Source organism: Helicobacter sp. NHP19-012 (assembly GCF_019703325.1).
Classification (GTDB): Bacteria; Campylobacterota; Campylobacteria; order Campylobacterales; family Helicobacteraceae; genus Helicobacter; species Helicobacter gastrofelis.
The window spans coordinates 1-26,964 of the sequence record NZ_AP024820.1; the positions used below are offsets into that span (position 1 = coordinate 1).

The following is a 26,964-nucleotide window of genomic DNA, read 5'->3' on the forward strand; positions in this document are numbered from 1 at the left end:
AAAGATTTGAAAAACTAATTTTTTAAAAATCACTATGCGGGTGCGCTTGCCCGTGATACATATTTCTCTTGTAAAAAAAATTTTTTTAAATTTGTTGAAAAATTGGTTGAGTGGATTTAAGATAAGCCAAGCTGACGTTTGACATCTATATTGCTCTTGGGGGCAAGCCCCCAAGCCCCCAAACCCCCAAGAGAGGGCTTTGAAATGAGGATTAGTTTGTTTTCTTGGCTTTATGATGCCATTGCAGTAAAGAGGGCTTTGGGTTTTGAATACCAAAAAACACCCCTGCAGTAAGATGACTTGGGGAGTTCTAAAACGAGAATTGGCGTTTTAAAACCCATAGAACGCTTTCTTGGGTTAAAGGGTGGTTTGGTATGGGTTAGAGGTAAAGTGTTGATTGTAGACCCCTCTATGGCTCTAAAAACGCTATTAGTGCAAATAGACAGAAAGTCCAAACACTATGCCTTACAGAAAAACCCCAAATGAACCCAAATTTTTGTTTCAAAAACCAAAGAAAATCTTAGAATGTGTGTCTTTTGCGTTTAAACGCCCCTAGAGCATTGAGAGTAGTTAAAGAGTTAGAACTATGGGTTAAGTGTGTTGTGTTGATTGTAGGGGCTTCTAGGTGAGTAGAAAGGACATTTAAATAAATGGATAAGATTATAGAAGACAATCTGCACCTAAACATAGCCCAAAATGGCCTTTGGAGACCAGACACTTACAGCTTCTACTTAGGGCTTTGAATATAGTAATGAGGTTACTTGTTTAGAATATTAGAATACTTGCAGTTGGGGGGAACAATGATACTTATTTTTGAAGTTGTTGAAAAAAAAGAGTAAGCGAAACACTGAGCAGATATAGCGTTTAAATGGCTTAAAATGGTCATAAAGTGCAAAGTTAGGGGTTGGAATTCAAACACAGTTTTAGGGGTTTGCGTTACCACATCTTAGCTAGTCGTGTCTTTGAGGGTTTAATGCGTGTTCTCAAAGTTACAGACCGCACCAAATTGCCACACCTTTTAGAGATGACGATGGTTTTTTAGCGGTCTTTGGGCGGGCTTGTAAGCTAGGGTAACTGGACTTACATAACCAACGAGTATTCTACAACTAGAGGTGATAACTGCGAGGGGTTGTAGGCAGTGGAAGTGAATGGTTTGTAAATGGCACCCTAATCTCTACCTAAATACTCTCCATCGCACCAATAAGCCCCGTCCCACCAATAGACAACACGCCCATAAGGCATGCCAAAGTGCATACGCAAGTACTCTTGTCTATGCTTTCTGCTCCATTTGGATTTATGGCATTCGTTATAAGCATCTACTTCTTTGTTATATTGTTCAATCCACTCTTTAGAGCCTTTTTCAGCCATTCTGTACTCCTCTTGCTAAAATTTCAAAGAGTTTGCGCCGAATCAGGTCTTCAAAATCTTTATTTTTTGTTAATTCGTTATAAAGTTGTTCGTTGTTCTCAAGCAAGTTAAGCGATTCATCCTTAAATCGTTTGTTAAAACCCATCCATTGATTGTCTTGATCAGAGTTGTTGAAATTTTCCATGAAATTGGAATCGGCACGCATACGATCTAGGGTGTCTTTTAGGGCTTTAGAAGCTTGTTCGCCTAAGGGGATTCCGTGCGCTTTACTAAATTCCTCTAAAATCTCTGAAAGCTTTTCTAGCTCGCTTTGTGGGGTGTGGCTAGAGCCATCGGCTTTTGAGGGGTATAACTCTGACTGCCCCTTAAGGGCAATACTCACATCTTGTTGCGCGATTTGCAAGCGGTAATCCTCAAGCTCTACGGCTCTAGTGATGTCCTCATCAAAATCCTCTCTAAATGGGGCTAGTTTCTTAATGAGTTCTTGGAGCAACCTAAAAAGTTTTTCTAAGGACACATCTTGATAGCGTAAAATTTGCACTAAAAAGGCGTAGTTTTTGAGGTAAGTTTTTGCCTTGCTGTAAAACTCCTGTTGTTTATTTGGGTCTAAGGTGTTATAATGCGCGACTATTACATCTAGCATGGCGTGGATTTGGGGCAAGGGGGCTTGGTTAAAGATGGCCAGATAAAAGTTTTCAACCTCCTCTCTGACATACACCCCATAGCTGTCTAAATGGCTTTTGAGGTCATGGAGTTTATTGGGGTCGCTTGGCTCGGCGAGCAAGGTTTGTTTGCAATAAGGCTCAAAGGCTTTTTTGATTTTTTCAGTGTCGTTGGCAAAGTCTAAAACACAGGTGTCCTTTTTATCTTTGTGGATACGATTCAAGCGTGAAAGCGTCTGTACGCACGCCACACCACTTAAAGCCTTATCTACATACATCGTGTGTAACAAAGGCTGGTCAAAGCCTGTTTGGTATTTGTCTGCCACGATCAAAAAGCGGTATGCATCCTTTTCAAAAGTTTTAGGGGTTTGGCTCTCGCTAAAGCCATTCAAACTCGCCTCACTCTCGCCCTCAACTTCTCCTGAGAAGGCAACCAAGACCTTATGGGGGCGTTTTTCTTGGGCGAGTTGTGCCCGAAAGGCTTTAAAATAGCGCACAGCGACTCGGCGTGAGCTCGTAACAACCATCGCCTTAGCCTTGCCCCCAATTTTGCTGTGTGTGGTGGTGTAAAAATGGGCGAGCATCGCCTTTGTTTTTTCTTCAATGCTTTTAGGGTGCTCTTTGACATAGATTTTAAGCCTTTTAAAGGCGGGATCTCTCTCATAGAGTGGATCGTCTGGGACTTTGGCCACCAAATCGGCGTAGAATGTGTAGGTGGTGTAAGATTTTAAAACATCCAAAATAAAGCCTTCTTCAATGGCTTGTTTCATGGAATACAAATGGAAAGGAATGAACTGCTCCCCACTTGTTTTTATCCCAAAAAGTTCTAGGGTTTCTGGTTTGGGCGTGGCACTGAAGGCGAAATAAGAGGCATTTTCATTAAATTGTTTGGATTTAATGGTTTGTAACAAATATTCATCGGGGTCTAGCGTCTCTTGCTCCTCTTGTATGGGCGCACCTGTGGCTTTTTGACGGCATCGCCATACGCCCCCCCTTGGCTGGAGTGCGCCTCGTCTATGATGATGGCAAATTTTTGATGGGCAAGGCTGGGCAATTCCTCTAAAATATGGGAGAACTTTTGGATCGTGGCGATGATCACCTTCTTGCCCTCCGCCAACGCATCCTTAAGCTGGCGGCTGCCCTCTGTGATTGTCTCTACAACCCCCCTGATGGTGAAAAAGCTTTGGATGTTCTTTTGTAATTGTTTGTCTAAAACGATCCGATCCGTGATCACCAAAACGCTATCAAACAAGGGTTTTTCATTGACACTAAGCCCGATTAACGCGTAAGACAGCCATGTAATGGTGTTGCTCTTACCGCTACCTGCGCTGTGCTGGATCAAGTAACGCTTCCCCACGCCTTCATTTTGCACAGCCTTGCACAGCCTTTGCACGGCACTGAGTTGGTGGTAACGGGGGAAGATCACACCCTCATCCACAAGTTGTAAGAAGTTGAAAATGAGATTTAAAACTTGGTCTTTTTGCAGGATTTGCTCCCACAAATACGCGCTTTTGAGCCCCTGTGGGTTTGGGGGATTGCCCGCCCCGCACTCTAGCCCCACCATCCCACTCCCATCGTTTAAGCCCTTATTAAAGGAGATAAAACGGGTGTCGGTCTTCTCTAGTTTTGTGGTGAGATAGACGAAACTTTCATCTAGGGCGAAGTGGGCTAGGGCGTGTTTGAGTAGGGGTTCTTGGGGGTTTCTGTCTTGTTGGTATTGTTTTAGGGCGTGTTGGGCATTTTGCCTGTTTAAAGAGTGTTTGAGTTCTAAGGTGAAAAGGGGCAAGCCGTTTAAAAAGATCACCAAATCTATGGAGTTTTGGTTGTGCTGGCTGTAATGCAGCTGGCGCACTACAGAAAAAACATTGTTTTGGTAGTTTTTTAAAGTGTCTGGGTTCTTTTGGGTTTTGGGTTTGGGGTAGGCAAGCTTAAAATTGATCCCCAAATGCTCCACCCCATCCTTAAGCACTTTTAGCATGCCTTTTTCTTCAATTTGCTGTCTTAAGCGGTGTAGCAGGTTTTTTTTAAAATCTTGGTCCCTTTGGCGCAACGCCTCTAGGGCTTTATTTTGCGTTCGCTCTAAAAACTCCCATAACAAGCCCACATCCAAACAAAATTCTTTATCATAGGCTTTAGGGTCGCCTTTGGTATAACCGCTCTTTAGCAAATGTCCTTCTATGAGGGTTTCAAGGTCTTCTTCTGTGTATCTTTTCATGGGTGTCCTTTAGGGGGATAAGTCCAAGCACCGCTTCGCTGATGAGGGCACTTTTATAGTCTTTAAGGGCTTGGATTTGGGTTTGTAGTTTGGCACTGAGGCACTCTAGTTGCCTGGTCTTTTTATCTAAAAAGGCGGTGATGGTGTGTTGCTCGGCTAGAGGGGGGAGGGGCAAAGGCATGCCTTTAAAGATTGTATAGTCTATGCTTTCTCTAATTTTCATAATGCCTGTAGCATATTGGCTTAGACTGCTTTGTAATGCCTTGTTCCCAAACAAGTAGGCATAATACTTTATGAAGGTTAGGCGTTTATCTTTGGCGAATAAAACTAGGTAAATCGGGCTAACTAGCCCCTCGTATTGCGAAAAGCCCAAAGAGCCAATGACGGCGTTCATTTTGTTAAAGACTAAATCCCCACGCCTTACGATTCTGTATTGTGATATATCCTTTTTAGCCTTGTTGCCAATGTTGCCCTTTTGTTCATAGGGTAAAACGCCCATATCTTTAACTAGGGACAAAATTTGGGTAATGGCTTTATCCCTGTTTGTTTCGTTTCGGGTACCAAAAAGGCTATCTAGCCGCACCACCTCCCAACCCTCAGGCACCTCCCCTAGCCAGTCTAAACCGCTAGGCTTCATGCGGGCATTGGGGTCTAGCCCCTTAGTCGCTACCTCGCTAATGAGGGCGTGTTTATAGTCTTTAAGGTGCTCTAAGAGCTGTGTTTTCTTGGCAATCAAGGCATCGAGCTTAGAGATTTTCTCGTCTAAAAACGCTGCGATGGCGTGTTGCTCGGCTAGTGGAGGGAGGGGGATTTGAAAATTACGCAAGTTTTCAAGCTTGACACGCAAAACCTTAACTCCACTGGCATATTTTGCTTTAAGGCGCATGAAATAGGCACTTTGGAAAACATAGGCGATAAAAATCGGGTCTTGCTTGTGGGAAAAGGCGAAGATGTCCCCACTAATGCAAATATCCGCTTCACCCAAGTAAGCCACCGCTTTTAAAACCCCCTCAATGTCCTCACTCACGCCCGTAATGATTAAATCGCCTCGCCCTGCCCTTTTAAGCGTCTTGGCTAGCTTAGAGCTGACAAAGCTTTTAGTTTGGGCGGTGTGGGTGTTGTAATAAGTGTGAATTTGCCCGTAATGAATCGCTCCCACGCCCTCTGCCTGTAAATCCGCCTTCACTAGTCCCGAGCCCCGTGCAAAAGTCCCAATCTTACCAAGCTCGACCACCTCCCACCCCGCTGGTAAGTTCTCTAGCCCCTCCATCACCCCACCTTAAAAATATCGTCTAAAAGGGCGGTGATCTCCACTTCTAGGGCGCGGATTTGGGTTTTCAGTGCCTTGGTGTTTTGGCTTTTGGTGGTGGTTTTAAAATACTGGTTGAATAAAATCTCATAACCCACTTTCACGCTGTCCTCTTCAATAAAGCTTAAAGGGGTGCGAGGCCAGATGCTGCTAAGAAAATGGGCTTTGATGTTTTCTTTAAGGGGGATTTTCTCCTCTTGTTTGCCAAAAAGGACATTTGGGGCGGGCTTTTGCTTGCCCTTTTCATCTTTAATCTTGGGCATGGGCATATCCAAAGCCTCTAAAAACTCCTTAGCTCCTTTGTAGATGGGCTCTAGATTTTTAGGGGTGCCTTCTAATTCTTGCAGTTTTTCTAAAATCTCCCCTTTGTTCTCAAGCGCTTGAAAGCTCTCCTCTTTAAAGAGTTCTTGGCTGGGTTTTAAAGAAAAGACTCTAAATTTTTGATAACCCAAGTCGGCATTGTCTAAAAGCACGCTGTGCGGGTCGTGGGGTTGTTCTAAAAAAGCCTTACAATCTGGTTGATGTGTTCCTGGTTTAAGCGGTTGCGCTTTTTGCCTAGAGATTTTGCCATGGGCTCAAAAAAGCTTGTGGCATCGATGAGCTGGACTTTGCCTTTTTTATGCTCGGGTTTGCGGTTGCTAAGGATCCATATAAAAGTGGGGATGCCCGTGTTGTAAAACAAATCGGTGGGTAGGGCGATCACGGCTTCTAAATAGTCGTTTTGTAAAATATGGCTTCGAATCGCCACTTGCCCGCTGTCATTGTTAAAAAGGGGGCTGGAGTTATGCACGGAGGCGATGCGCGAGCCTTGGGGGGTGTCCTTCATCTTGCTTAGCATGTTGAGCAAAAACATCATTTGCCCATCCCTTGCTCCCGTAACCCCCACACTAAAGCGCACATCCTTCTTGGCATCCTCTTGCTCGCTCCTCCACGCCTTGCCAAAGGGCGGATTGGTAAGCATAAAATCAAATTTTGTGATGTCCCCCTTTAAAAATCCATCTTCGTTCTCTTTGAGAGTGGAGCCGAATTTAATATTCTCTGGGTTCTCGCCCTTGATGAGCATATCTGCCTTGCAAAGGGCGTAGGTGTCGGGGCTGACCTCTTGCCCGCACAATTCAAAGGTTGCCTTAGATTGCAACTCCTCTTGAAGGAAGGCTTTAGACTCGGTAAGCATCCCCCCGCTCCCGCAGGCGTTGTCGTAAATGGTGAAAAATCCGCTTTTGATTTGCTCTTGCACGGGTCTAAAGACAAGTTCTGCCATCAAGCGTATCACCTCCCTTGGGGTGAAGTGCTCACCCGCCTCCTCGTTGTTCTCCTCATTGAATTTGCGGATCAACTCTTCAAAGACATAGCCCATCCCCAAATTGCTTAAGCCTTTTTGGATCACCCTGCCTTTTTCGTCTTTCTTGTCGTTGATGGAGAAATTCACCTTTTGACTGCAAAACTCTTGCACGAGGGGGTATAAAATACCGCTCTTTTCTAAGGTGTCTAGCTGATCTTTAAATTTAAACTTCTCCAAAATGTCCCTAATATTCGGGCTAAAGCCATCTAGGTAGTTTAAGAAATTAGCTTTAATGATTGAGGGCTCATCTAAAAGTACCTTAAGGGTGAAGTTAGAATCGTTGTAAAACTTAAACCCACTGGCATGGCACAAGGGGGTGGCTAAACCATCTGGGCTTAAATTCTTATGTTTTTCTTTGCACGCCAAAACCTTGGCTTTGGTAGGTTCTAGCATGGCATCTAGCCGCCGAATCAAGGTCATGGGCAAAATCACATCGCGGTACTTGCCCCTTTTATAGTGATCCCTGAGTAAATTCGCAATGCCCCAAATGAAATTCACCATGGGCTGAAACTGATTGCCGTCCATAACTCTCGCTCTGTCTAAAATAAAGGGTAGAAAAACCTAATCCCTCATCGTTGCGCATTTTAGCATAAGTGCTGCTAACAGATGTTAGGCCATGATCAATTTTCACTTTAATCTTATTTAAAAATATATGTTATTAAAAACACGTGCTATAGATACAAACCATAAGCAATTTAATCAAAGGGAGCGACATGCTTTTAAATGCCGTGATAGAAAAGGATGAACATGGGTATTTTGCTTTTGTCCCTTCTTTGCAAGGTTGTGTGTCTCAGGGCGAAAGTTATGAAGAAGCTCTGGCAAATATCAAAGAGGCGATCGAGCTTTACTTAGAAACCTTAGAGGCAGATGAGTTAGCTCATCTCTCCAATACAAATTTTGTAATAGTCCCTATTGAAGTGGCTTTAAATGCCTGAATCGTCATGTCTTACGGTAGCCCATTGCCTTCCATAAATGGGTGTACTACATTCATTTCAACATATTTTTCTATGATTTCTTCAAGGTTGTTTGGGGCATCGCTTCAATTTTTTTAAGGGCTTCATTGAGATATAGAGCCGAACAAAATTTAAAATAGTCTTTGGCGATATTTTTGGTTCTTATTTGTTCTGCAAAGGCATACAATCCTTGAAACAAGGCTTTATGTATATCTTGTAGTCCCTTAATCGTGCCGACTTCTATGTCGTTAATTGCCCCGTTTTCAAAGAGCTGTTTAGCGTTTTCTAGGCTTTGTTCATCCAGGTTCATAATAATCCTTTATTTTTGACATTTTTTAGCTATAACAAAGTTTCGTGTTTTTTGCTATTAACTCCCACGCATTTTAAACAATAAAAAACATTTCAAATTAAATTAAATGAAATAAAAAATATTGCAAATAGTATTAAATACAATGCTAAATATGCTTACCCCCACTCCCTTTTTGGGCTTGTTCTTGTTTCACTTGCTCCAAAATCTTTGGCAAGTCATCGTTAAGGTTATACAAGTCCTCAAATACATTTGCGCCACTCCCTTTAGCTTGCTTGCCTTTTGCGGGTCTGCCTTGCCTATTTGGCAGGTATTTAAAATTGCTTATTTCCTTGTTAATTTCGGCATTTATTGCTCTACATGTTCTAAGCTCTGCTCTTGGCAACTTTCTAAAAAACGAGCAAATCCGCCACAATCACCCTCTGCTTTACAACTTTCTAAAAAGCTCAAATACTCCGCCCGCCGACTATCTACAATCAAGGGCGGGATTAAGTCGTTTTGGATAGCTTGAAACGCCATAATCAACCGACCTGTACGCCCATTGCCATCAATGAAAGGATGGATACGCTCGTATTCGGCGTGAAACACAGCAATTTGGGTTAGGTTAAGGGCATTACTTAGATATTGAAACAATAAGTTTTCTAGCTTTTGGGCGATAAAAATGGGGGGAGTGGGAGCAAAATTTGCACCCGCCACAATGACTTCAGCGGTGCGGTAAGTGCCGATGGGCTTAGAAACAAATTGCGGGGTTATGTCTAAAGCGGTCTTAAACAACAGATAGTGTAAATCTTTAATAAAACCTATGGTTAAAAGCGTGTCTTTGTTGCTAGCCTCACGCACAACTAAGTCATAAGCATTAGCAAACCCCAAAATAATGAGCTGTTCGTGTAAGGGTTTGTTAGGTGCGGTTAAGCCTTTTTCTAAAAGCTGCTTAGTTTCGTCTAATTGCAAACTTAAACCCTCTATGGCGTTGCTGTGGTGCGTGAGTGTAACACGCAAGGTTCTAAAAAGTTGCTCCCTTTGGAGTAAAGATAAGTCGCTTAGTTTGTATGCCATTTTGTTAAGAATTTAGTAATTTGGTAGAATGAGGTATTGAGAATAGACTTATTCAAGCTACTCTCTTGTTTCACAATCGCTTGTAAGCAGTTGTGTTATGTGTATGTCCTCACATTTTTGGTTTGCCTTGACCGAAAAATTTTTAAAGATAGTTCTTAATTCATCTTTTGAGATTTTGTCTTCGGCAACATCCAATACAAGTTTTTCCAATTTTTCTTCAAGTTTATCTATTATTTCTTTCTCATTGATGAAAAAGAAATGCATACAGAGATAAACAGCTGTTCTTTTATTGCCGTCTGGAAATGGATGAAATTTGACACATGAAAAGAAAAGATGCGCCATTTTGCTCTCAAATGTTGGGTAGTAATCATCATTCTTAATGTGTTCGAGCACACTCTCAAGGTAACCTATGCTAGTAGGGTTTATTCCTTTTAGTCCCCCGTCAGCTCCAATATCTCATTATGTATATCAATGGCTTCACCAATATTGATATAAATCAAACTATTTTGTCTGCCAATCTTTTATAGACCGCTAAAATGTCCGGATCCTCGAGTCTTTTTCGACATGCAATACGGGCTTCTTGCACAATTTTCGCGCGCTTTTCTTCACTTATTTCTATTTGTTTTTCATGTAATGGCTGTTTCATTTCGACTTGTGTATGTTTTAAATTTGGCATATATTCATCTCCAAGATATTTCGGTAATTATATCACTCTATGGAAGTTTTGGGGGCACCACTACTAACACCCATTTGCTTATTTTTTCTTACCTATAATCGCATGCACTGATCTTTTCAATCAAATCCACATTTTTTAAAGACAGCGTGATCACCCTAAGCAAGGTTTCAAAAATGTATTTATCGCTGATTTAACAATAGAATAAATTGCGCTTAAAGGTTTGTATTTCGCAAGCGTTTATAGCACTTATGGCGTATGTTAAAATGCAAGGGCTTATTTGTGGTAGTCGCTTGTGATGCCGTGCTTAGTTTCAAACTCAATAATGGCATCGCTTAGTTTAGTGTTTTCATATTCAAGGTCATCGATTTTCTCTTGGGCTTGTCTTAGATTTTCTTGCGCATCGTCATATTGACTTTTTAAAGCGTCATAGTCAGCTTGTGAAGGTTTGGGGGCATATCCTCTTGCTTTAGCACTTCTTGCATTTGTGGGGCTTGTTTAAGCTTGTTGATTTGTTCTTGCATGCTGGTAAGCTCATCGTTATGAGTTTTATTTAGATCAGTGATAGCCTTGCGGTGTTTCTCTTTTAAGTCCTTAATCACTTGCTCATGTCCAGCTTTTAAAGTGTTAAGGGCGGTGTTGTCGGTGATATATATACTTCTTTAGGCTTTCTCTTTTCAAGCTCTGTAATCCGCTTGGACAGCTTGCTATTTATTGTTTGCAAGCCTTGGATAGTGTCCTTATATTCGTTTTCTATGCCTTCAAGCTCTTTCTTATAGCCTCTGCTTAGGTTATACTTTTCCTCTGCAAAATCATTAACACGCTTTTCTAGAATTTGTTTATCAAACTTTAAAAGGTTCATGTTCGCAAGGGTAACACCATGATCGGTTTGCAAGTTTTTAAGCTCGGCACTTAATTTGTCTTTTGCCTCTGTAAGCTCTATCTTTTCTTGTAAGCGTGCCTCTGCCAAATTTTCAAGCTCTGTAATGCGTGCTTTTAAGCTCTCAATACTAAGCCCCTCTTTCTTTAACTCACGCAAGGCTTTATAATCGGCAGCCTCAAATTCACTAAGATTGACTTCTTTTAAACCCTTATTGAGTTTAGCCCAAATCTTGCGTGCGCCCTCAATAAGGGTGTGGGTTTTCTTTCCTTTTGGCGCATTGTCTATGAGCTCTGCTAAAGCCTTTTCTGCCTCTAGCTTTTCTTGCTTAAGGGCATTGATTCTATCCACAATGATTTCAAGATCAGCCTTTGTTCTAGCGTCCATCTTTTCAATATAGCTAAGTCCTTTCAGGCTTTCATTCTTAATGAGATCGTCATCATTTAATTTTAAGAGATCAATAAGGCCATCATAAGTTCTTTGGATAATTTGGTGATTTCTATTTTTCTTGTCTTTCTCACTTTGATATTTATCCTTAAGCTCTTTGCGCTCGACTTTATTCTTTTCCATGAGCTTTGCATAGGCTCTAGGCTCAATGCGTTTCACACCGCTTTTGCGGTTATCCACGCCTCTTTGCATACCTAAGATTGTAGCCACTTCGCTTTGGATCTGTCTAAGGTGTCTAGGTCTTATAGTGCGAAAAACATTTTTGCCCGTATGTTCGTCAAGCATAACAAACTCCATGTGCGCATGGTGATTGATAACGACATTGCCCTCTTCGTCTATATGCCCTTCATCTCTATGTATGGCGATTTGGTAGCATTGAAAGCCATATTCTTTTTTGAAGTGCCTAGCAAGCCTTTCTAGGTCTTGCATGGTAGTCGTGGGCTTGATATTGACGACAGCACTCCAAAGGTTGCGTGTGGATTTAAAGGGCTGATTAAAGGCTTGCTTATATCGCTCTTTGGCTTTGGCTACAAGCTCATCTCTTAATGCTAAGGCATCATCACAATTCCTATTGCACTCACAGCCATAGCCTAGCTCTTTGGCTAGTAAATATGTAGGCGGTGTTGTTCGGTCATTGTGTTTTAACTGAATATTGTTTGTAGGCTTGAAATTGATTGACGCAATGTTACCCATTTAGCCCCTATGCCTCCTAATGCTTTTGGTCATATAGTTAGTCTAGCACAAATAAAATGCTAAGGCATTTTCTCTAAGCCCCCTGCAAGGGCAAACTAGGCGGTGAGCTTGCGAACGAAACCCCCGTATGGGGGTCGCATAGTTTGCAAATTATGCAACACCCCTTACGGGGGTTCAGTCGCAAGCTCCTTTGCATAATTTGCCACTCAATCGCCGTGGGGGCTTAAAATGCAAATGATAATGGGGCAAAAACCTCTCACTCTTTATACTTCTTAAACCAGCTTTTAAAGTGTTTGACATTATCCAAGATAAAGGGATTTAAAGTCTTACGGGGTTTGTCTATGTCTTTAATGTCTACTCTAACTTTGCCATTCTCTATGTGTGCAATGTCTGTGATCTTAAGACTAGCAGAGATGCCATTGTTGTTCATGTAAAGATTGCGCCCAATGTATTCTGTCAAATCGTTGTTAGAGCTTGTGGCTTGGGGTTGCTTAGGGGTGTGTAGCTGCTGTGCTTGCGATTCCACAATTTGGTAGCCTCCCTTTGTCATAGCTGTTAAGAAAGTTTCTTTGTTAGCCAACACAGCACTCTTTGCTTGAAACTCTTTGCCCTCTCTGTAGTATTTCACTAAGATTTCATAGCCATCCTTGGCAGGCTGTATGCCATCAACCACAAGAACGACACTAGGGTCTTGGGGTTTGTAAAAAGCCATATCTATGACTTCTTGCATGTCTTTGTCTAGTTTGGTTTGTTTTGCTTGCTCCATAGAGTGTTTGAGCTGTTTCACTGCCTTTTCACTTCTAATTTTCCATGCAATGGTTCTTATATCTCTTTTAGCTTGTTCTCTGTCCTTGCTGGTCTTGGTGATGGGCTCAAAGTAGAATTGGATATGGGTGATGCGGTTACCCATGCCTTTGGTCTTTATCTTTTTATAGCAAAGGTTCTCAAAGTGTGGGAGCTTTTGGAGCTCTTGGGCAGCTGGTTTGAGAATTTGCATTTCGAGTTCGCCTATTGTGTAACTACTAGAAATCCCCATTAACTCTCTAAACTTACCCCACTCCATTTTAGGGGGTACGCCTGTACTTTTCCATTGCTTGAGAAGTCTATAAAGGGTCTTAGCGTATTTACCGCTGATATTTTGAAACTCCAAGAGCTCAAAGTAGGTGAAGTTGCCATGGAGGTAGTTAAGCAAGTAGCCAAAGTAAGGTGTATTCACTTGGATTTCCATGCTCTTAACTTGGGTTTTTTTGGTGTCGTGGTAGTTGATCCGCAACTTTCTAAAGAGCATAATGTTCTCTTTAGCATAAGGATAGAGTGCCCAAAAGCTAGCAGCTTTAATGTTTTTCCAAAATTTTTCAACGATCTTAGAGAGGTTTTCAAGGCTGACTTTGGTCTTAATCCCTATCATCGCTCTAATGTCTTCTGCTTCAAATACTAGGGTCTCATCCTCTTTGTCTTTGAGTTTGTTGAAGATGGCAAAGAGCAAATTGGCTTCTAATGCCCCTAAATTGCCTAGAGAAACGGAATTAACATCGTTGTGAAAGGTTACGTACTTTTCAGCGATCTCTGTGGGGATTGTGGGGGTATTTTGTGTGATGACTTCGGCTGTTATGGGTTGGTCTTGTGCTGTGGGTTGGTCTTGTGGGGGGTTTCTGTAATGGTGGGTGGGGTTATTGGTTTGTGGGGTTGAAGGTTCAACAGCATTTAGCAGACTTGACATTTTAACATAAAAATGCTAGAGTACTTGTCATTTCTAGGCGGGCCTTCTCCGCCACTTCAGCACCGTGACTAACACCGTAATTGGGGCTTTTCAGTGTTTTTGAGTTAGAACAACCGCCATTGCTAGGTGAATCTTTTTCCACCATTTGCATAACTCACAAGCTCAGGTGCAAAACTCCCTAACAAATCCTCTAAAAATAACGCGATCTTATCAGGTTGTAAGGCGATATACAGCTCTTGGGGTTTTAAGGTTTGTTTGGCTGGGGTAGGGTAGGCTGTGTGTTTGTCCTCTAGGATTTTGGCATTGAGTCTAGGGTCGCCCTTGGGGGTGTATTTGTAAAGGTTTTCAAAGTGAAACGCCCGATTTCTTAGCGTGCGTAAGAGTTGCAAAAGCAAGTCCGCTTTTTCATGGCGTTTGAGATGGGCGTTTTTGCGGTGTGCCAAATTTGTTTTAGTGCCAAAACGGTTTCTGTTCTTGTGGAAGTACCTCTTAAAATCTAGGTGGTCTAAAAAATCTAAAGCAAACACCTTGTCGTAGATTTTAAAATGCTCCACCACTTTAAGCCAAAAACCCATGCTCTGTTTGGAGATCAAGCCATCTTGGTGTGCCAAATCGCCATTGATTTGGATGCTTTTGGGCAAATGTTGCCACCACGCCCCCACTTGTTCTAATAGCACCGAGTCTATTTGGTTGCGGATCACCACTTCTAAAATGCCGATTTTGTGGCTTATGCGCCCAATGAGCGCAAAGTTAGCCTCATGTTCTGCTAGGTTGGCATACCCATCTAGTCGTTTGGCTGAAAACAGATTTTCTTGGGTGTTTTATGTCATCTCCAAATTTAATTCTTTAGCCATATCAGCTCCTTGTGTTTTTAATGGTCTGTGATTATATCATACAATCTATTTCTTAACTACAACAAAATTAAAATAACCAACCACAAATAAAAATAATTATATAAATATATAATATGAAAATATTTCTATTTTGATATGTTCTAAACAAAATTTTTAAATAACTTAAGAAAACTTTAAAAAATTATGTAGTATATTCTAATCACAAAATATATCAATTTAGTCAATTGATAGAAGGGAAAATGTATGGAATTGAAAAGAAATCAAAAAAATAATTATCATAATAATCATTATAATAATAACGACAACAACCCGTCTATGATAAACGTTTATTAGACACTAGCCATGCTGCTGATTTTTTGGGGGTAAATATAAGCACTATGATTGGTTGGCGTAAGGAAAAAAAAGGTCCTGCTTTTCTTTTACTGGGTGGTAAGGGCAAAGGTAATAGAAAATACCTTTACCCCATGTACAAGCTCGAAGAATTTAAAAGAGACAATCCACAGCTCTGTATCAATAGATTTGATAAAGATAAATATTACACTTTGGATGATCTATCTACTAGAAATGCAAATTCTCGTCCTGGCAAATTCGGCAAAGTCAATCGTAGTACGATGTTGAAATCGCTAACTTCAGAACCACAGTGGGCTAATGTTAAAAAACTTGAAGGATCTAGACATTATTTTGAAAAAGAATCATTAAGAAGATGCCTCTTGGAAAAAGGCATTGATGATGATAAAATATCTCACTATCTCAGTGTAAAAGAAGCTGCATTAGAGCTAGATGTCAGTGTAGGGCAGTTACATGCTTGGCGTAGAGATGGAACTGGGCCTACATACATTAACTTCGGCACAGTCTATTTATATCCTTTAGAGTTGCTAAAGCAATATACCGTAGAGCATGAGCCAATAAAAGGTGGTTTTGGAGAACACGGATGTGCTAGAGAGCTAAAAGTCAGTATAGATACACTTAGACAATGGAGAAAAGAAGGCAAGGGACCGAGATGGTGTGAGATAGATGGAGAAATCTATTACACAGAAGACGAAGTCAAACGATTTAAAAATCGCCAAAAATAGGCAAATTATCCGTAATTTTATCTGGCTGAATCTGACTGGAAAGGTGGGAGTTCATAAGCTCGCTTTGTAATTTTTGTCATTCAGTCGCCGTAGGGGCTAAAACTTTTTCAAAAGCTTCTCGTATTTGGCAATAAATTTTCTCATAGCCTCGCAGGGCAAACTTTACCCGATAAAGGCGTTAGCCGTGCCCCGTGTGGGCTTATTGAGTAAGTTTGCTTATTGAGTAAGTTTGCAAATTAACCTAGTAATTTTTATTTCACAAACCGCCACACGGGCTATTACTAGGTAGTTTGCCACTCAAACGCCGTGGGGGCTTAAAAGATATTTACTAGGTGTAGTGGAGGTTCTCACTACACAAGGGTGAGCAGTGTAAAGTAGCTATGAGCTATTTAGGCAGTAGCCTCTTGGCTATATTTCTCTATCCACTTCTGCAACTCTTGCATACTCTCAAACACATACACAAAATAATCAGGAGCATCACATTTGGGCACAGATTTTTTAAAGTAGTCTATGTAGATTTTTTCTTGGTAAAGCTTGGCGTTTTCTAAATCTTTTGGGCTAGGCTCAATGAGTTTAAATAAGGCTCCCACTCTTTTAGTGTTAGGGCTTTTGATGTAAGTGATTAATTGTGCGGTGTTGAAAGTGTGGGTTGTGCCTTTTTTGCCTTTGCCTTTTGGTGTGATTGCACCTATGGTGTGTGGGGGTTTAGCATTATTGCCAAAGTTTTCTAAAAAGTCTTGTGGGTTTGAAAACACATGTGTAAAGTATTCTTGTCCATCTTTTTTAAATTTTTCAATGTAGGTTTTATGTTCTTGTGCTCTGTAAAAGTCTTTCTCCGTGCCACCAATAATCTCAAATAGGGCAATCACTTCTGTATTAGTCTTGGACAAAATGGTATCCACTAACTTGACTTCTGTAAAGTTGTGCTGTGGTGTCTTGTTCTCAAAAAATGGAGCGAGCATGCCATGGGCACTTTGGATTTGGGCTTTTTGTGTGGCATTGATGGTGGGGGGTTGTTGGGGTGTGTTTGCTTTAGGTGGCTGTTGTTTGGCTTGTTGTTCGACTTTAAGAGCGGCGAGCTTTAATGTGGTATCTGAGTCTAACCCCCTTTGAAAATCTTTTAAAAACTGATCTATGTTCTCAAACACATACACAAACCTTCCTTCTCGTTCTTTTGTAGCTTTGAAGTATTGCCATTTGTCATTACCCTATAGAGCAATGTGCCCTGCCATCTCAAAATCTCTTTTTTCATTGCCTAAAATCTCAAATTGCCCCGCTATCCATTCTCTAGTTTTGGCTGGGTAGATGTCTACGAGTCGCACTGCCTTGAATAAATGTTCTGGGTTATCTACCCGAAGCTTGCCTTGTGTGTTGATTAAACCCTTCAAGGTCTTAACATCCTCTTTACTAAAGTGGCGGTGGTAGGCTTTATTCTCTTTATGGTCTTGTATAAGGGCATCTAACACTGCGCTTTTAGAATCTCTAGCTTTTAGAGCATTTTTGCGTGCCTCTTGCTCAGCGATAGTCTTAGGATTAGGGGCGACTTCAAAGACAATGCCTGTAACTTTACCCCCTCGTCCTGTTCTAATTTTTCTGTAGTGAATGGCACTATAAATGCGTTGATCTAGCAACTGCATTTTTTCAGCGTGTTCTTTGATCTCGTCTTGGGTGTAGGCGAGTTCTTTGCAAGCGGGGGTAAGCACATTATTATTAACCTCAAACATTCTTTCTACAAATTCTCTTAATGCTTTTAGCGCAAAAAAATCAAAAACGCCTATAAACACTAAAGGTAAGCCAAGCTAATGCTTGGGCATCTATGCTCTTGGGGGCAAGCCCCCAAACCCCCAAGAGAGAGTTTTGAAGTGAGGATTGGAGTTTTGGTTTTGAAGTATCTATGACTACTGGGTAATCGTGTTTTTCGTATTTTTTGGGAGAGAGTTGAAAAAACAACCAAACAGAGCAATCATGTCTTTGAAAAGTAAGAAAACGCAAAGTGATAAAACAAAATATAGTGTTTAAAGCGCTTTTAAAAGGTCGTAGAGCGAAAAGTTAGTGGAGAGTATCGAATATGGTTTAGGGTTGAAAGCAGTTGTGGAAGATGTGTGGAGGGCTTTTAAAGCAAATATCAATGTCTTATTCGAACTACTTTGTACAAAAGCCTTTAATGAGAACGCGTTAGAGGAGGGGATTATTTGTGAATTACATCAACCACTTGCCAAGGATAGATGGATTTCCTATCAAAACTTTAAATTAAATCACGCTTTGGACTTTTCAGGGAAAACAATATTTTTAACATTTCAACTTTGGTCCAGTAATTTTTCACAGCGTTCTTAAATTTCACATTATGAGGGACTCAGAAACAATATCAATAGGGTTCGTTACGATACTAAATCGTGTATTTTTGTAACTGTTCTAACCTGACTTTGCAATACTCTAAAAATCTTTTACCAAACCATTAACCTTTTCAACTAAAGTTCCCTTGTCCTAAACGGGCTTGATGTGTTTGGCATTGAGATTAGACAAACAAATTTGAAGGAGAGATCATGGCTAAGAAAATGAAGGCGGCTGTAGCTAGAGAGTTTGGGAGTCCGCTCTCCGTGGAAGAAGTGGATGTTCCTAAAGTGCATGAAGGGGAGGTGCTGGTTAAAATTGAAGCATGTGGGGTGTGCCACACGGATTTGCATGCTGTAGAGGGCGATTGGCCTGTTAAACCTAAGCTCCCCTTGATTCCCGGACATGAGGGTGTAGGATATGTAGTAGAAGTAGGCAAGGGTGTTAAGCATATCAAGGAAGGTGATGCCGTAGGGATTCCTTGGCTTTATAGTGCATGTGGGCACTGCGATCACTGCATGGCTGGTTGGGAAACACTCTGTGAGCATCAAGAAAATGGAGGTTATTCTGTCAATGGTGGGTATGCCGAATATGCGCTAGCCGATGCCAATTATGTCGGCGTGCTTAAAAAAGATACAAACTTCTTAAACATTGCACCTATTCTCTGTGCGGGCGTTACGGTGTATAAGGGGCTTAAAATGACAGAAGCCAAGCCCGGACAATGGGTTACCATCTCTGGCATTGGTGGGCTAGGGCATTTAGCCGTGCAGTATGCGAAGGCGATGGGTTTGAATGTAGCCGCGGTGGATGTATCGGAGGATAAATTAAAGTTAGCTAAACATTATGGTGCGAGTGTGGTGGCTAACGCAAAAGAGTTGGGCGAACAAGGCACGATTGATAAAATTGTGAAAGAAACCGATGGGGGGACACACGGGGTTTTGGTCACTGCTGTGCACCCGGTTGCATTTAAACAAGCGTTGGGGTTTGTGCGCCGAGGCGGAACTGTGGCGATGAATGGCTTGCCCCCAGGGGAATTTCCGGTCAATATCTTCAACCTGATCTTAAACGGGGTCACCTTGCGCGGGTCGATTGTGGGCACGCGCCTAGATTTGCAAGAGGCGATCAATTTTGCTGAGGATCAAAAGGTTAAAGCCCATGTTGCGCCCGGCTAAGTTGGAGGACATCAACGCTATCTTTGAACAGATGAAAAAGGGAGCGATTGATGGGCGCATGGTGCTTGATTTTAGTCATTGAAAGGGGGACGCATGAGCATTTATAAAGACAGCCGACAGATTTTTAAGCCCCGTTATGAAAATTATATTGGGGGGGAGTGGGTCAAACCCATTGAAGGGCACTACCATGCCAATAAAAGTCCTATCAATGGCGAGGTTCTCTGTGAAGTGCCTTTATCCAGCTCTGCTGATGTTGATAAGGCATTGGCGAGCGCACACAAGGCTAAAGACACTTGGGCAGCCACTTCTGTTGAGGCACGCTCCAACATTCTGCTAAAGATTGCCGATCGCATAGAAGCTAATTTAGAGAAAATTGCCTATGCTGAGACTTGGGACAATGGCAAGCCCATTCGAGAAACACTCAATGCGGACATTCCTTTAGCTGTCGATCACTTCCGCTATTTTGCCGGCTGTATCCGCGCACAAGAGGGGAGCATTGGCGATATTAGTGAGGATTTGGTTGCCTACCATTTCCACGAGCCCCTGGGCGTGGTCGGGCAGATCATCCCTTGGAACTTCCCCATTCTCATGGCAGCTTGGAAACTAGCACCGGCTTTAGCTGCGGGCAATGCTGTGGTGATCAAGCCCGCATCGCCAACGCCGGCTAGCATCTTGGTTCTCTTTGAAATCATCGGCGATCTCTTACCCCCAGGAGTGGTCAATATTGTCAATGGCAGTGGTGCTAAGATTGGCAAGCACCTAGCCACAAGCCCCTTGATTTCCAAGGTGGCTTTCACCGGTTCAACGGCTGTAGGACGGCAGATCATGCAATTTGCTACGGAAAATATCATCCCTTGCACTTTAGAGTTGGGGGGCAAAAGTCCTAATATTTTCTTCCCCGATATTTGCGATCACGAGGATACCTTTTTGGATAAAGCCATAGAGGGATTAGTCCTCTTTGCCTTCAATCAAGGCGAAGTGTGCACTTGTCCTTCAAGGGCATTGGTGCATGAAAAAATTTATGACTCGTTCATGCAAAAGGTCTTAGAGCGTGTGAAAGCCATCAAGGTGGGTAATCCGCTGGATGTAGAAACAATGATGGGCGCACAGGTGGATGAAAACCAAGTTAATACCATCTTGAATTACATGCAGGTGGCTAAAGAAGAGGGTGCAGAGTGCCTTATTGGTGGGGGTAAAAACCACATCAAGGGCTTGGAGAATGGGTGTTATATCCAACCCACAATCTACAAAGGACATAATAAGATGCGTATCTTCCAAGAAGAAATCTTTGGTCCCGTGCTCGCTCTCACCACTTTTAAAGACGAAAAAGAGGCCTTAGAGATCGCCAATGACACCATGTTCGGCTTAGGAGCGGGTGTGTGGACGCGCGACATTAACCGCGCCTATCATTTTGGACGCGCCATTAAAGCCGGGCGGGTGTGGACTAATTGTTACCACGCCTACCCTGCACATGCTGCCTTTGGGGGTTATAAACAAAGTGGCATTGGGCGCGAAACCCATAAGATCATTTTAGATCACTATCAGCAGACCAAAAATATTTTGGTGAGTTACAGCACCCATAAACTAGGGTTTTTTTAGTGGGGGATTGAGTGGAGGTAGCAAAGGTTGTTTTAACACCTGAGGCGGCTAAACTCATCCAAGAGCTCAAGGCTTTGCATCCGGATTTCATCTTTTATCAGTCTTGCGGTTGCTGTGATGGGAGCATTGTCTATGTTTATGATCGATCTGATTTTAAATTAGGCGATAATGACATCTGTTTGGGGTGCGTAGGGGGAGTGGAGTTTTATATGCACAAAAAGCAGTATGAATACCAAAAACACACACAGCTTATTTTAAGTGTTAAGCCCATCGATGGCAGTGAATTTTCTTTGGAATATGGCATGGGCAAAAGCTTTGAACTCCAAAGTCGTTTGTTTAGCCCTGAGGAGCTAGAGGAATTACAAAGACAGGTGTAAACCTGAGGTCAAAAACAATTGATGCGATTCATAGGATTTTTTCCCCGCAAAAAAACTAATCAAAAACGAAGCTTGTAGAGCATCTCACTTATAGAGCTAGATGGTTGCCATTGAGGGGATACCCATAGATTCCTTAGTGGTTTGTTACTCAAGTGCTGTGGGGGTATAAAAACCTTTTATACTCCCAAAGGGAGCAAAGACCCCCAATGAGTCACTAGCTAGCTGCGCCGCTTAGGTTAAGCTCTTATTTACCCGTTTTTCGGCTAATTTTTGGGGCTATCTCTCCCCGAGATAAAACCACGATAAAGCAATTTGGGCGGGGGTGGCGTTTTTGGCTTTGGCCATGTCTTGCACCAACTCCACTAGGGTGTAGTTTTGGGCTAGGTTTTCTGGGCTAAACTTGGGTACGATATTTCTAAAGTCCTCTTTAAAAAAGTGGTGTTTTTGGCAAATTTGCCCCCTAAAAAGCCCTTGCCTAGAGGTGAAAAGGCAACATAGGTAATGTTATGTGCCTCACAAAGCCTCGCTCATCCCCCACGCTTTGATTTTGCCCTCTTTAATGAGCTCTTGCATTGTGTGGGCAACTTCTTCTATGGGTGTGTTGGTATCCATGCGGTGCTGATAATACAAATCCAAACATTCTATGCCTAGGCGTTTTAAACTCCCCTCTAGGGCTTGGCGTATGTTGGTAGGGCTGGAGTCGGTTTTTAAAGCCCACCCCCTTCTTCATCCTTATAAATCCTGAATTTGCTTGCAATGACAACCTTGTCCCTAAAGAGTTTAATGGCTTCGCCTAAGAGCTCCTCGTTGTAAGCCCCATAACCTTAAGCTGTGTCAAAAAAGTTAATGCCAAACTCAAAGGCTTTATGTATGAGTTTAGTCATTTCTTTTTTGTCATGCACTTCACCATAGCCAAAACTCATGCCCATACAGCCCAAAGCCAAAAGGCTGACTTGAAAGTGTCCTAATTGCTTATGTGTCATGTTTTCTCCTTGTTTTAAAGTATTTCACACGATAAAGCCTACCACTTAGTGTTTAAAGGTATAAGCATAGGCAACGGTCTAGATGATTTTTAGTGTGGAGTAGAAAACGGGTGTTAGTGTTTTACTGCTGCGTGGGGATATGGGGGTTGTGCTAGTTTAGTGTGGATGGCTTTTTTATGTCGTTGTCTAACTCTAAACGCCAAACGAGAGGTAAAAGACACCGACTAAAACACTAATCTTGTGCTTTTTGTTTTTGCTCGGCTAGTCCTAAGAAAGTAGGGGCTAAATTTTAGATTGGACAAAGTTTTAATATTCTTGCAATCACCTATGGCGCGAGGCTAGATACACTTTGTGTATGGTTGTTTCTTTGATACTTTGATACCAAGTTAAGTATTTTTAGTGGGTCTGTGTGGTGATGGAGATAGTCTTTGAAAAATAAGCAAAATCCTACTAAGATGTGGCTGTTTTCACTCTTTTTATAAAGGGTTTTTTACTAGGATGATAGCTAGCAAGCAGTTTTTAAACTTTAAGTGTTCCCTTTTTGGAGTTGGTGCCTTGGCTTTTCTCTCTTTGGTGCCTCTTAGTGGGGAAAAAAATGGGTTCTTTGTAGAGGGTGGTCTTGAGTATTCCCATTTTTCAGGTCTTGACACGCATGTGGTTAAACCGGTTGCATTGCAAGAGCTGATACAGGTGAAGCAACAGGAGATCGAGCAAGAATATGTAAAAACTCTTGTAGCATCGGGGGATACCCAACCGCAGGCAGAAACCTATAGGAACGAACATATAGCAAGCTTTTACGCATACGCTAAAAGTGCTGCAGAGCGTGAACTTCTTGGAATACCAGCCTCTAGCAAAGCCCCTTACGATGGGAATCTCTTTGGGGTAGATCTCCAAGTTGGTTATAAACAATTCTTTGGCAAAAAGAAACATTGGGGTCTACGCTACTATGGGCTCATTAGCCTACAAGGTGGAGGTTTCTCGCAAAAAACGGGGAATAAATACTCCACACAAGGACCCGCGGGGAATTTCTTCTATGGTGTGGGTATAGATGCGCTTTGGAATTTCTACCACAATAAGAGAAGTGAATTTGGGGTCTTTGTGGGCGTGGCAGTTGGAGGGAGCAGTTGGACTTTTGGGGCAGGTAAGGCTAATGATGTGTGTCAAACACGAGCGACTAGCGGTGATTGTGTGAGCATGAATGACTATTATGGTAACTTGACGAGTGCCAATGACGGCAATGTGTCCAGAGCCTCGTTCTCGCCCACCTTTGTGCAATTCCTCGTCAATGTTGGATTTAGAACCAATTTCACCAGACATCAGGGCTTTGAAGTGGGTGTGCGCATCCCCACCATTGACGACCCGTATTTTAAGATCGCATACACAGAGATGGGACCATGGGGCAATGAGGGAACTTGGAAAAACCTCACCTTTAGGCGCGATGTGGCCATCTATGCCAACTATGTCTATAATTTTTAAGCATGGCTGGTGGTGGATAGCGACAATCTTGATTTGAATCGGTAAGCCAAGCTAATACTTGGCGTCTATGCTCTTGGGGGCGAGCCCCCAAACCCCTAAGAGAGGGTTTTGGAGTGAGGATTAGATTTTTGGTTTTGAAATGTCTATGGTTGTGGGATAATCATGTCTTTGAAGAGAGAGTAAAAAACAACTAAATAGAGCAGTCATGTCTTTGTGAAGGTAAGGTAAAGCAAAGTGTAAATCAAACATAGCGTTTAAAGAGCTTTTAACGACAAACTTCGGCGCAAGTTAAGGCTTTTTTATAAAAAAATACAAGAAAGTTCTTTTTTATGCATGGATTTTAGGGCGATGGACCTAAACGCCTTGAACTCTAAGGATTTTCTCTACCTTGATCCACCCTATCTCTTGGGCTGTGCGAGTTACAACGAAAATGGAGGCTGGTCTGTAGGCGATGAGTTAGACTTATTGCGCTTTTTAGAGAGAACTAGCTACAAGGGCATTAGATTTGCGCTCTCTAATGTGCTCGAGCATAAGGGGGCAGGACATGATTTACTCTTGGAGTGGTGCAAGGCGCAAAAGTGGCACATCCACCCTCTAAAACATAGCTACGCCAATTCTAGCTACCAAGCCAAGCACAAAACCCCGAGTCAAGAAGTGTTGGTTACGAATTATGTGCTTTAGTTGGCTTAATGGCTAGATCAAACTTTGTTTTATTCTAACTATCTATTATCCACCTTTGTGAGATGTAAGATTGTGGTATAAGCGGTTCAAGCAGGTGTTTGACGGTGAGGGAACAAGAGTCCTTAGATTGAGTGACATGGGCTGTCCCCTATATGAAGGGTGCAGCATAGGATTAAGGGGGTTCTTGGGCTTCACACAAGATTTTGGAGTAGCTTGTGTGGCGGTTTTCCCCCTTGGGTTGGTGGGTTGTCTCGTGGTGTGGAGTTTAGCACACTAGCACTTTGGCTCTTAGGATATTGGATGATAGTGTGTGTTTGCTATATGTCCTTCTTAGTCTTTCTGCCCCTTTGTTTTTAGTTTCTTGGGGCTTAGAAGTGTCTAATTCTAACTCTTGTTCTGTTTGTGTGCTTGCCCCTTTGTTTGCTTCTCTCTTGGATAGTTGTTGCGACTTAGGGATCTGTGCTGTTTCTTATTTTCTTTGTTCTCTTTTTTACTTAAGTGGCTGTAACTACTTCTTGTGCGAGCTTTCTAGGGCCTACCCATAGGTTTTTTGCCCTCAAACTCCACTGTCAGTATTTTTATTCCCTTTTGATCTTTCAAGCATCACCCTAACATGTGCGAACTCATCTTTTCATGGCTCTATTTATCCTAACATGACCTCTAGCGGTGTATAATTTGGAATTTTGGATTTTAATTTCTAAGTACAAGGAGTTGAAGTTGTTGTTGCGTATCAAGAATAGCATTAGCTTGGTGTTAATTTTAGTATTGACTGCTTTTATGCCCTTAAAAGCATATGGATCATACCACAAGTGGAACAAGTCAGCTCACTTGTGCAAGCAGGATTAGAGGCTAGAAGCCAAGGGCAGTTTAAAAAAGCTTTTGAAAATTTTCATGCTGCCTACGAATCGGGAGATAGCTTGGGGGAAGTGTTCTTAGGAATGGCTTATATGAGGGGGCAGGGGGTTAGGCAAGATGGAAAAATAGCTAAACAATACTTTGAGTCTGTATTGAGAAAATACAAAGGAAATCAAAGAGAGTACTCTCTACCTGTTTCTGTAGCTTTCTTTGGTTTAGCACAGATATATGAAAAAGGGCTTGGTGTAACACAAAGCATGGGCAAAGCACTAAAATTCTATAAAAAAATTATTTCCTACAATGGAGGTAGAGGATATGGACTAATCATCTTTGGCGGTCTCACTGCTTTCACCATAATTACAATTCCTCTAATCTATTTTAGATACGCTCAAGTAAAAAATTTAAGAGTAGCTGAATTTACCAATGCCCCCATGCTCAAAACCTTGTTGCCCAAACACTCTATAACATGGGCATGATCTACAAGAAACGGGGATTAGGTAAGGCTAAAACTTTTCTGCGAAAAGCTGTAGATTTTGGCAACGAAAATGCCATGAAAGCTCTGCGAGCCATGGAGCGTTAGAACGCCATGTTAAAACTCATAAGCGTTTTGATCTTATTGGCAGAAATCCCACTCGTCTTTAGCGGGTGGACACTTCACCACTGATTGACCGCAGAATACATGGCGCACATACTTTTTTGGGTTTGGGTTTACTTAACCCATAGAGCGCACTATAACAACGGAACTTGCGCAGTCTACGCTATAGGTTTATAGTGCATAGCGCGCCCCGTATCTCCAAAAGTTCGCAAGCTTACACATAGCGCACCGCTCAAATACGCCGTGGAGGCTGTAAGTGCTTAGATAAATAGCCTATAACATCTCTAACCTTCAATAAATAAGTTTCATCATACCATTCATAAAATCCATTCTCAATTTTTTCCCATAGGCTAGAGTCAAGATTATCAGACACAAGTGGTTTATATTGTTCAACTAATCCGCCCTTATTATATTGACGAATACCCCTTACTTGATTGTCTAAGATACTAAAACTCTCTTGGTTGAGTCTAGTTACCTTAGTAGGTTTCATACAATGAAGCAAAACAGATTCTAAGTTGCTTTTAACAGATTGCACAAACACAATGGGATTATAATCTACACATAAAGCCTCATGCCACATTTGCACCCACTCAGCTTGTTTAATGTAGCCATGTGAAAAGTAGTTAGGGGACACAACTAAAATACAATGGTAATGAGGATTACACTTTTGAGCAAAAATCTTGTTACCTAGAAACCTAGTGATGCGGACAAAGCCTAAAATATTGTCTTTCCATTGCGGAGTTTGAGTTAGTCTATCCCATGATTGAGATAAATGCTCAATGGAAGCTCTCAATTTGTCCATACTCGCATTCTTCATCGTCAGAGTAAGAAAAATATACACCACTTTATGGTCGTGTTGTATTTGATTTAGAATACTGATGGTTTCCATCATCAAACGAGTCACTTTGCGCCACAAACATACGGGACACCAGCGCTCACCACAGAAACCAGTGCGCATAAATTCTTGTTGAGTCTCAGTAGTATCTCTATTGCGAAAGAGCTGAAAAGCTCGATCATCATCATCACAAGCACCACAATGCACTTCTTTAGGCATGAAAATCTCCTTGAATCTAAATCTATCTAAATCCATATTAAAAATTATTTTTTTGGTTTGCATGCCTAAACATTTAAATAATAGAAGATGGCTATCGCTTGATCGGGCTTACTTGTCTAGCCCAAAGATTTGGGGGCTAATCCACACAAAACTAGCCTAAATGCTGTCATCGCTAGGCAATGCGGTGCTGTCTTTGTCAAACCACTAAGAATAGAGCATTTTGCCCGCAAAACCACGCCTAAACTATGCTATGTTCGGTTATTAAGTAATAACTAAATATAAATTTTTC

22 protein-coding genes and 5 pseudogenes are annotated in these 26,964 nt (G+C 41.9%); 11 read left to right on the top strand and 16 right to left on the bottom strand.

The window, feature by feature from the left end:
• The first annotated feature begins 138 nt into the window (after positions 1-138).
• Both K6J74_RS07820 and K6J74_RS07825 read left to right on the top strand, forming a co-directional pair.
• Positions 139-294, top strand: a complete 156-nt coding sequence (locus K6J74_RS07820) for a hypothetical protein (protein ID WP_221272655.1) — start codon at positions 139-141, stop codon at positions 292-294.
• A 610-nt stretch (positions 295-904) separates the two neighbouring features.
• Positions 905-1,042 carry a hypothetical protein gene (locus K6J74_RS07825; protein WP_221272656.1) on the top strand — a complete coding sequence of 46 codons (138 nt, stop codon included), beginning with the start codon at positions 905-907 and terminating at the stop codon, positions 1,040-1,042.
• Positions 1,043-1,167: 125 nt separating this feature from the next.
• On the opposite strand, the gene K6J74_RS07830 is transcribed toward K6J74_RS07825, so the two are convergent.
• From K6J74_RS07830 to K6J74_RS07845, 5 genes and pseudogenes are all read right to left on the bottom strand, one after another.
• Positions 1,168-1,368, bottom strand: coding sequence for a hypothetical protein (locus K6J74_RS07830; protein WP_221272657.1), 201 nt, complete (start codon positions 1,366-1,368; stop codon positions 1,168-1,170).
• Positions 1,361-2,941 carry a type I restriction enzyme subunit R domain-containing protein gene (locus tag K6J74_RS08820; protein WP_260321747.1) on the bottom strand — a complete coding sequence of 527 codons (1,581 nt, stop codon included), beginning with the start codon at positions 2,939-2,941 and terminating at the stop codon, positions 1,361-1,363. Before K6J74_RS08820 ends, K6J74_RS07830 begins: the two co-directional genes overlap by 8 nt.
• Positions 2,942-2,955: 14 nt before the next feature.
• Complete coding sequence (locus tag K6J74_RS07835) at positions 2,956-4,245, bottom strand: type I restriction endonuclease (RefSeq protein WP_260321748.1); 1,290 nt, start codon at positions 4,243-4,245, stop codon at positions 2,956-2,958.
• Positions 4,217-5,515: a restriction endonuclease subunit S gene (locus tag K6J74_RS07840; protein WP_221272658.1), complete on the bottom strand. Its 1,299-nt coding sequence runs from the start codon at positions 5,513-5,515 to the stop codon at positions 4,217-4,219. The genes K6J74_RS07835 and K6J74_RS07840 overlap by 29 nt, the downstream gene beginning before the upstream one ends.
• Positions 5,515-7,421 (bottom strand): annotated as a pseudogene (locus tag K6J74_RS07845) (type I restriction-modification system subunit M). The gene K6J74_RS07840 and the pseudogene K6J74_RS07845 overlap by 1 nt, the downstream one beginning before the upstream one ends.
• Positions 7,422-7,609: 188 nt before the next feature.
• Here K6J74_RS07845 and K6J74_RS07850 point away from each other — a divergent pair.
• On the top strand, positions 7,610-7,831 hold the full coding sequence (locus tag K6J74_RS07850) for a type II toxin-antitoxin system HicB family antitoxin (RefSeq protein ID WP_221272659.1): 222 nt from the start codon (positions 7,610-7,612) through the stop codon (positions 7,829-7,831).
• Positions 7,832-7,851: 20 nt separating this feature from the next.
• Here K6J74_RS07850 and K6J74_RS07855 read toward each other — a convergent pair.
• The 7 genes and pseudogenes from K6J74_RS07855 to K6J74_RS07885 all read right to left on the bottom strand — a co-directional run.
• Positions 7,852-8,159: pseudogene (locus K6J74_RS07855) on the bottom strand (Fic family protein); the annotation flags it as partial.
• A 345-nt stretch (positions 8,160-8,504) separates the two neighbouring features.
• Entirely contained in the window at positions 8,505-9,212 is a 708-nt protein-coding gene (locus tag K6J74_RS07860) for a Fic family protein (protein ID WP_221272660.1), read from the bottom strand.
• Positions 9,213-9,269: 57 nt separating this feature from the next.
• Positions 9,270-9,605, bottom strand: coding sequence for a type II toxin-antitoxin system death-on-curing family toxin (locus tag K6J74_RS07865; protein WP_347709919.1), 336 nt, complete (start codon positions 9,603-9,605; stop codon positions 9,270-9,272).
• A 699-nt stretch (positions 9,606-10,304) separates the two neighbouring features.
• Positions 10,305-10,487 carry a hypothetical protein gene (locus K6J74_RS07870; RefSeq protein ID WP_221272661.1) on the bottom strand — a complete coding sequence of 61 codons (183 nt, stop codon included), beginning with the start codon at positions 10,485-10,487 and terminating at the stop codon, positions 10,305-10,307.
• A 17-nt stretch (positions 10,488-10,504) separates the two neighbouring features.
• Positions 10,505-11,905: a coiled-coil domain-containing protein gene (locus K6J74_RS07875; protein WP_221272662.1), complete on the bottom strand. Its 1,401-nt coding sequence runs from the start codon at positions 11,903-11,905 to the stop codon at positions 10,505-10,507.
• A 256-nt stretch (positions 11,906-12,161) separates the two neighbouring features.
• Positions 12,162-13,625: a replication initiation protein gene (locus K6J74_RS07880; RefSeq protein ID WP_221272663.1), complete on the bottom strand. Its 1,464-nt coding sequence runs from the start codon at positions 13,623-13,625 to the stop codon at positions 12,162-12,164.
• A gap of 122 nt (positions 13,626-13,747) precedes the next feature.
• Positions 13,748-14,326: a hypothetical protein gene (locus tag K6J74_RS07885; protein WP_221272664.1), complete on the bottom strand. Its 579-nt coding sequence runs from the start codon at positions 14,324-14,326 to the stop codon at positions 13,748-13,750.
• A 530-nt stretch (positions 14,327-14,856) separates the two neighbouring features.
• Here K6J74_RS07885 and K6J74_RS07890 point away from each other — a divergent pair.
• Positions 14,857-15,552 carry a MerR family transcriptional regulator gene (locus tag K6J74_RS07890; protein ID WP_221272665.1) on the top strand — a complete coding sequence of 232 codons (696 nt, stop codon included), beginning with the start codon at positions 14,857-14,859 and terminating at the stop codon, positions 15,550-15,552.
• A 389-nt stretch (positions 15,553-15,941) separates the two neighbouring features.
• Here K6J74_RS07890 and K6J74_RS07895 read toward each other — a convergent pair whose 3' ends face one another.
• Both K6J74_RS07895 and K6J74_RS07900 read right to left on the bottom strand, forming a co-directional pair.
• On the bottom strand, positions 15,942-16,706 hold the full coding sequence (locus K6J74_RS07895) for a hypothetical protein (RefSeq protein ID WP_221272666.1): 765 nt from the start codon (positions 16,704-16,706) through the stop codon (positions 15,942-15,944).
• A 54-nt stretch (positions 16,707-16,760) separates the two neighbouring features.
• A complete protein-coding gene (locus K6J74_RS07900) occupies positions 16,761-17,276 on the bottom strand; it encodes a hypothetical protein (protein ID WP_221272667.1) in 516 nt (171 codons plus the stop codon).
• Between the two features lie 328 nt (positions 17,277-17,604).
• Between K6J74_RS07900 and K6J74_RS07905 the strand changes: the two genes are divergently transcribed.
• The 4 genes and pseudogenes from K6J74_RS07905 to K6J74_RS07920 all read left to right on the top strand — a co-directional run bounded on the left by K6J74_RS07905 (position 17,605) and on the right by K6J74_RS07920 (position 21,031).
• The gene (locus K6J74_RS07905; protein WP_221272668.1) at positions 17,605-17,886 is read left to right on the top strand and encodes a hypothetical protein; all 282 of its coding nucleotides are present in this window, start codon (positions 17,605-17,607) and stop codon (positions 17,884-17,886) included.
• 209 nt (positions 17,887-18,095) lie between these two features.
• A pseudogene (adhP, locus tag K6J74_RS07910) lies at positions 18,096-19,137 on the top strand (alcohol dehydrogenase AdhP).
• Positions 19,138-19,148: 11 nt separating this feature from the next.
• Positions 19,149-20,654 carry an acetaldehyde dehydrogenase ExaC gene (gene exaC, locus K6J74_RS07915; protein ID WP_221272669.1) on the top strand — a complete coding sequence of 502 codons (1,506 nt, stop codon included), beginning with the start codon at positions 19,149-19,151 and terminating at the stop codon, positions 20,652-20,654.
• An 11-nt stretch (positions 20,655-20,665) separates the two neighbouring features.
• Complete coding sequence (locus K6J74_RS07920) at positions 20,666-21,031, top strand: DUF779 domain-containing protein (RefSeq protein ID WP_221272670.1); 366 nt, start codon at positions 20,666-20,668, stop codon at positions 21,029-21,031.
• A 297-nt stretch (positions 21,032-21,328) separates the two neighbouring features.
• Here K6J74_RS07920 and K6J74_RS07925 read toward each other — a convergent pair.
• Positions 21,329-22,014, bottom strand: a pseudogene (locus K6J74_RS07925) (aldo/keto reductase); the annotation flags it as partial.
• Positions 22,015-22,668: 654 nt separating this feature from the next.
• On the opposite strand from K6J74_RS07925, the gene K6J74_RS07930 reads away from it, so the two are divergent.
• The 3 genes and pseudogenes from K6J74_RS07930 (at position 22,669) to K6J74_RS07940 (ending at position 25,502) form a co-directional block, all read left to right on the top strand.
• Positions 22,669-23,490: an outer membrane protein gene (locus K6J74_RS07930; protein WP_260321751.1), complete on the top strand. Its 822-nt coding sequence runs from the start codon at positions 22,669-22,671 to the stop codon at positions 23,488-23,490.
• 291 nt (positions 23,491-23,781) lie between these two features.
• Positions 23,782-24,171: pseudogene (locus K6J74_RS07935) on the top strand (DNA adenine methylase); the annotation flags it as partial.
• A gap of 809 nt (positions 24,172-24,980) precedes the next feature.
• A complete protein-coding gene (locus tag K6J74_RS07940) occupies positions 24,981-25,502 on the top strand; it encodes a tetratricopeptide repeat protein (protein ID WP_221272637.1) in 522 nt (173 codons plus the stop codon).
• 351 nt (positions 25,503-25,853) lie between these two features.
• Here K6J74_RS07940 and K6J74_RS07945 read toward each other — a convergent pair whose 3' ends face one another.
• Complete coding sequence (locus K6J74_RS07945) at positions 25,854-26,675, bottom strand: protein rep (RefSeq protein WP_221272638.1); 822 nt, start codon at positions 26,673-26,675, stop codon at positions 25,854-25,856.
• Positions 26,676-26,964: the final 289 nt, after the last annotated feature.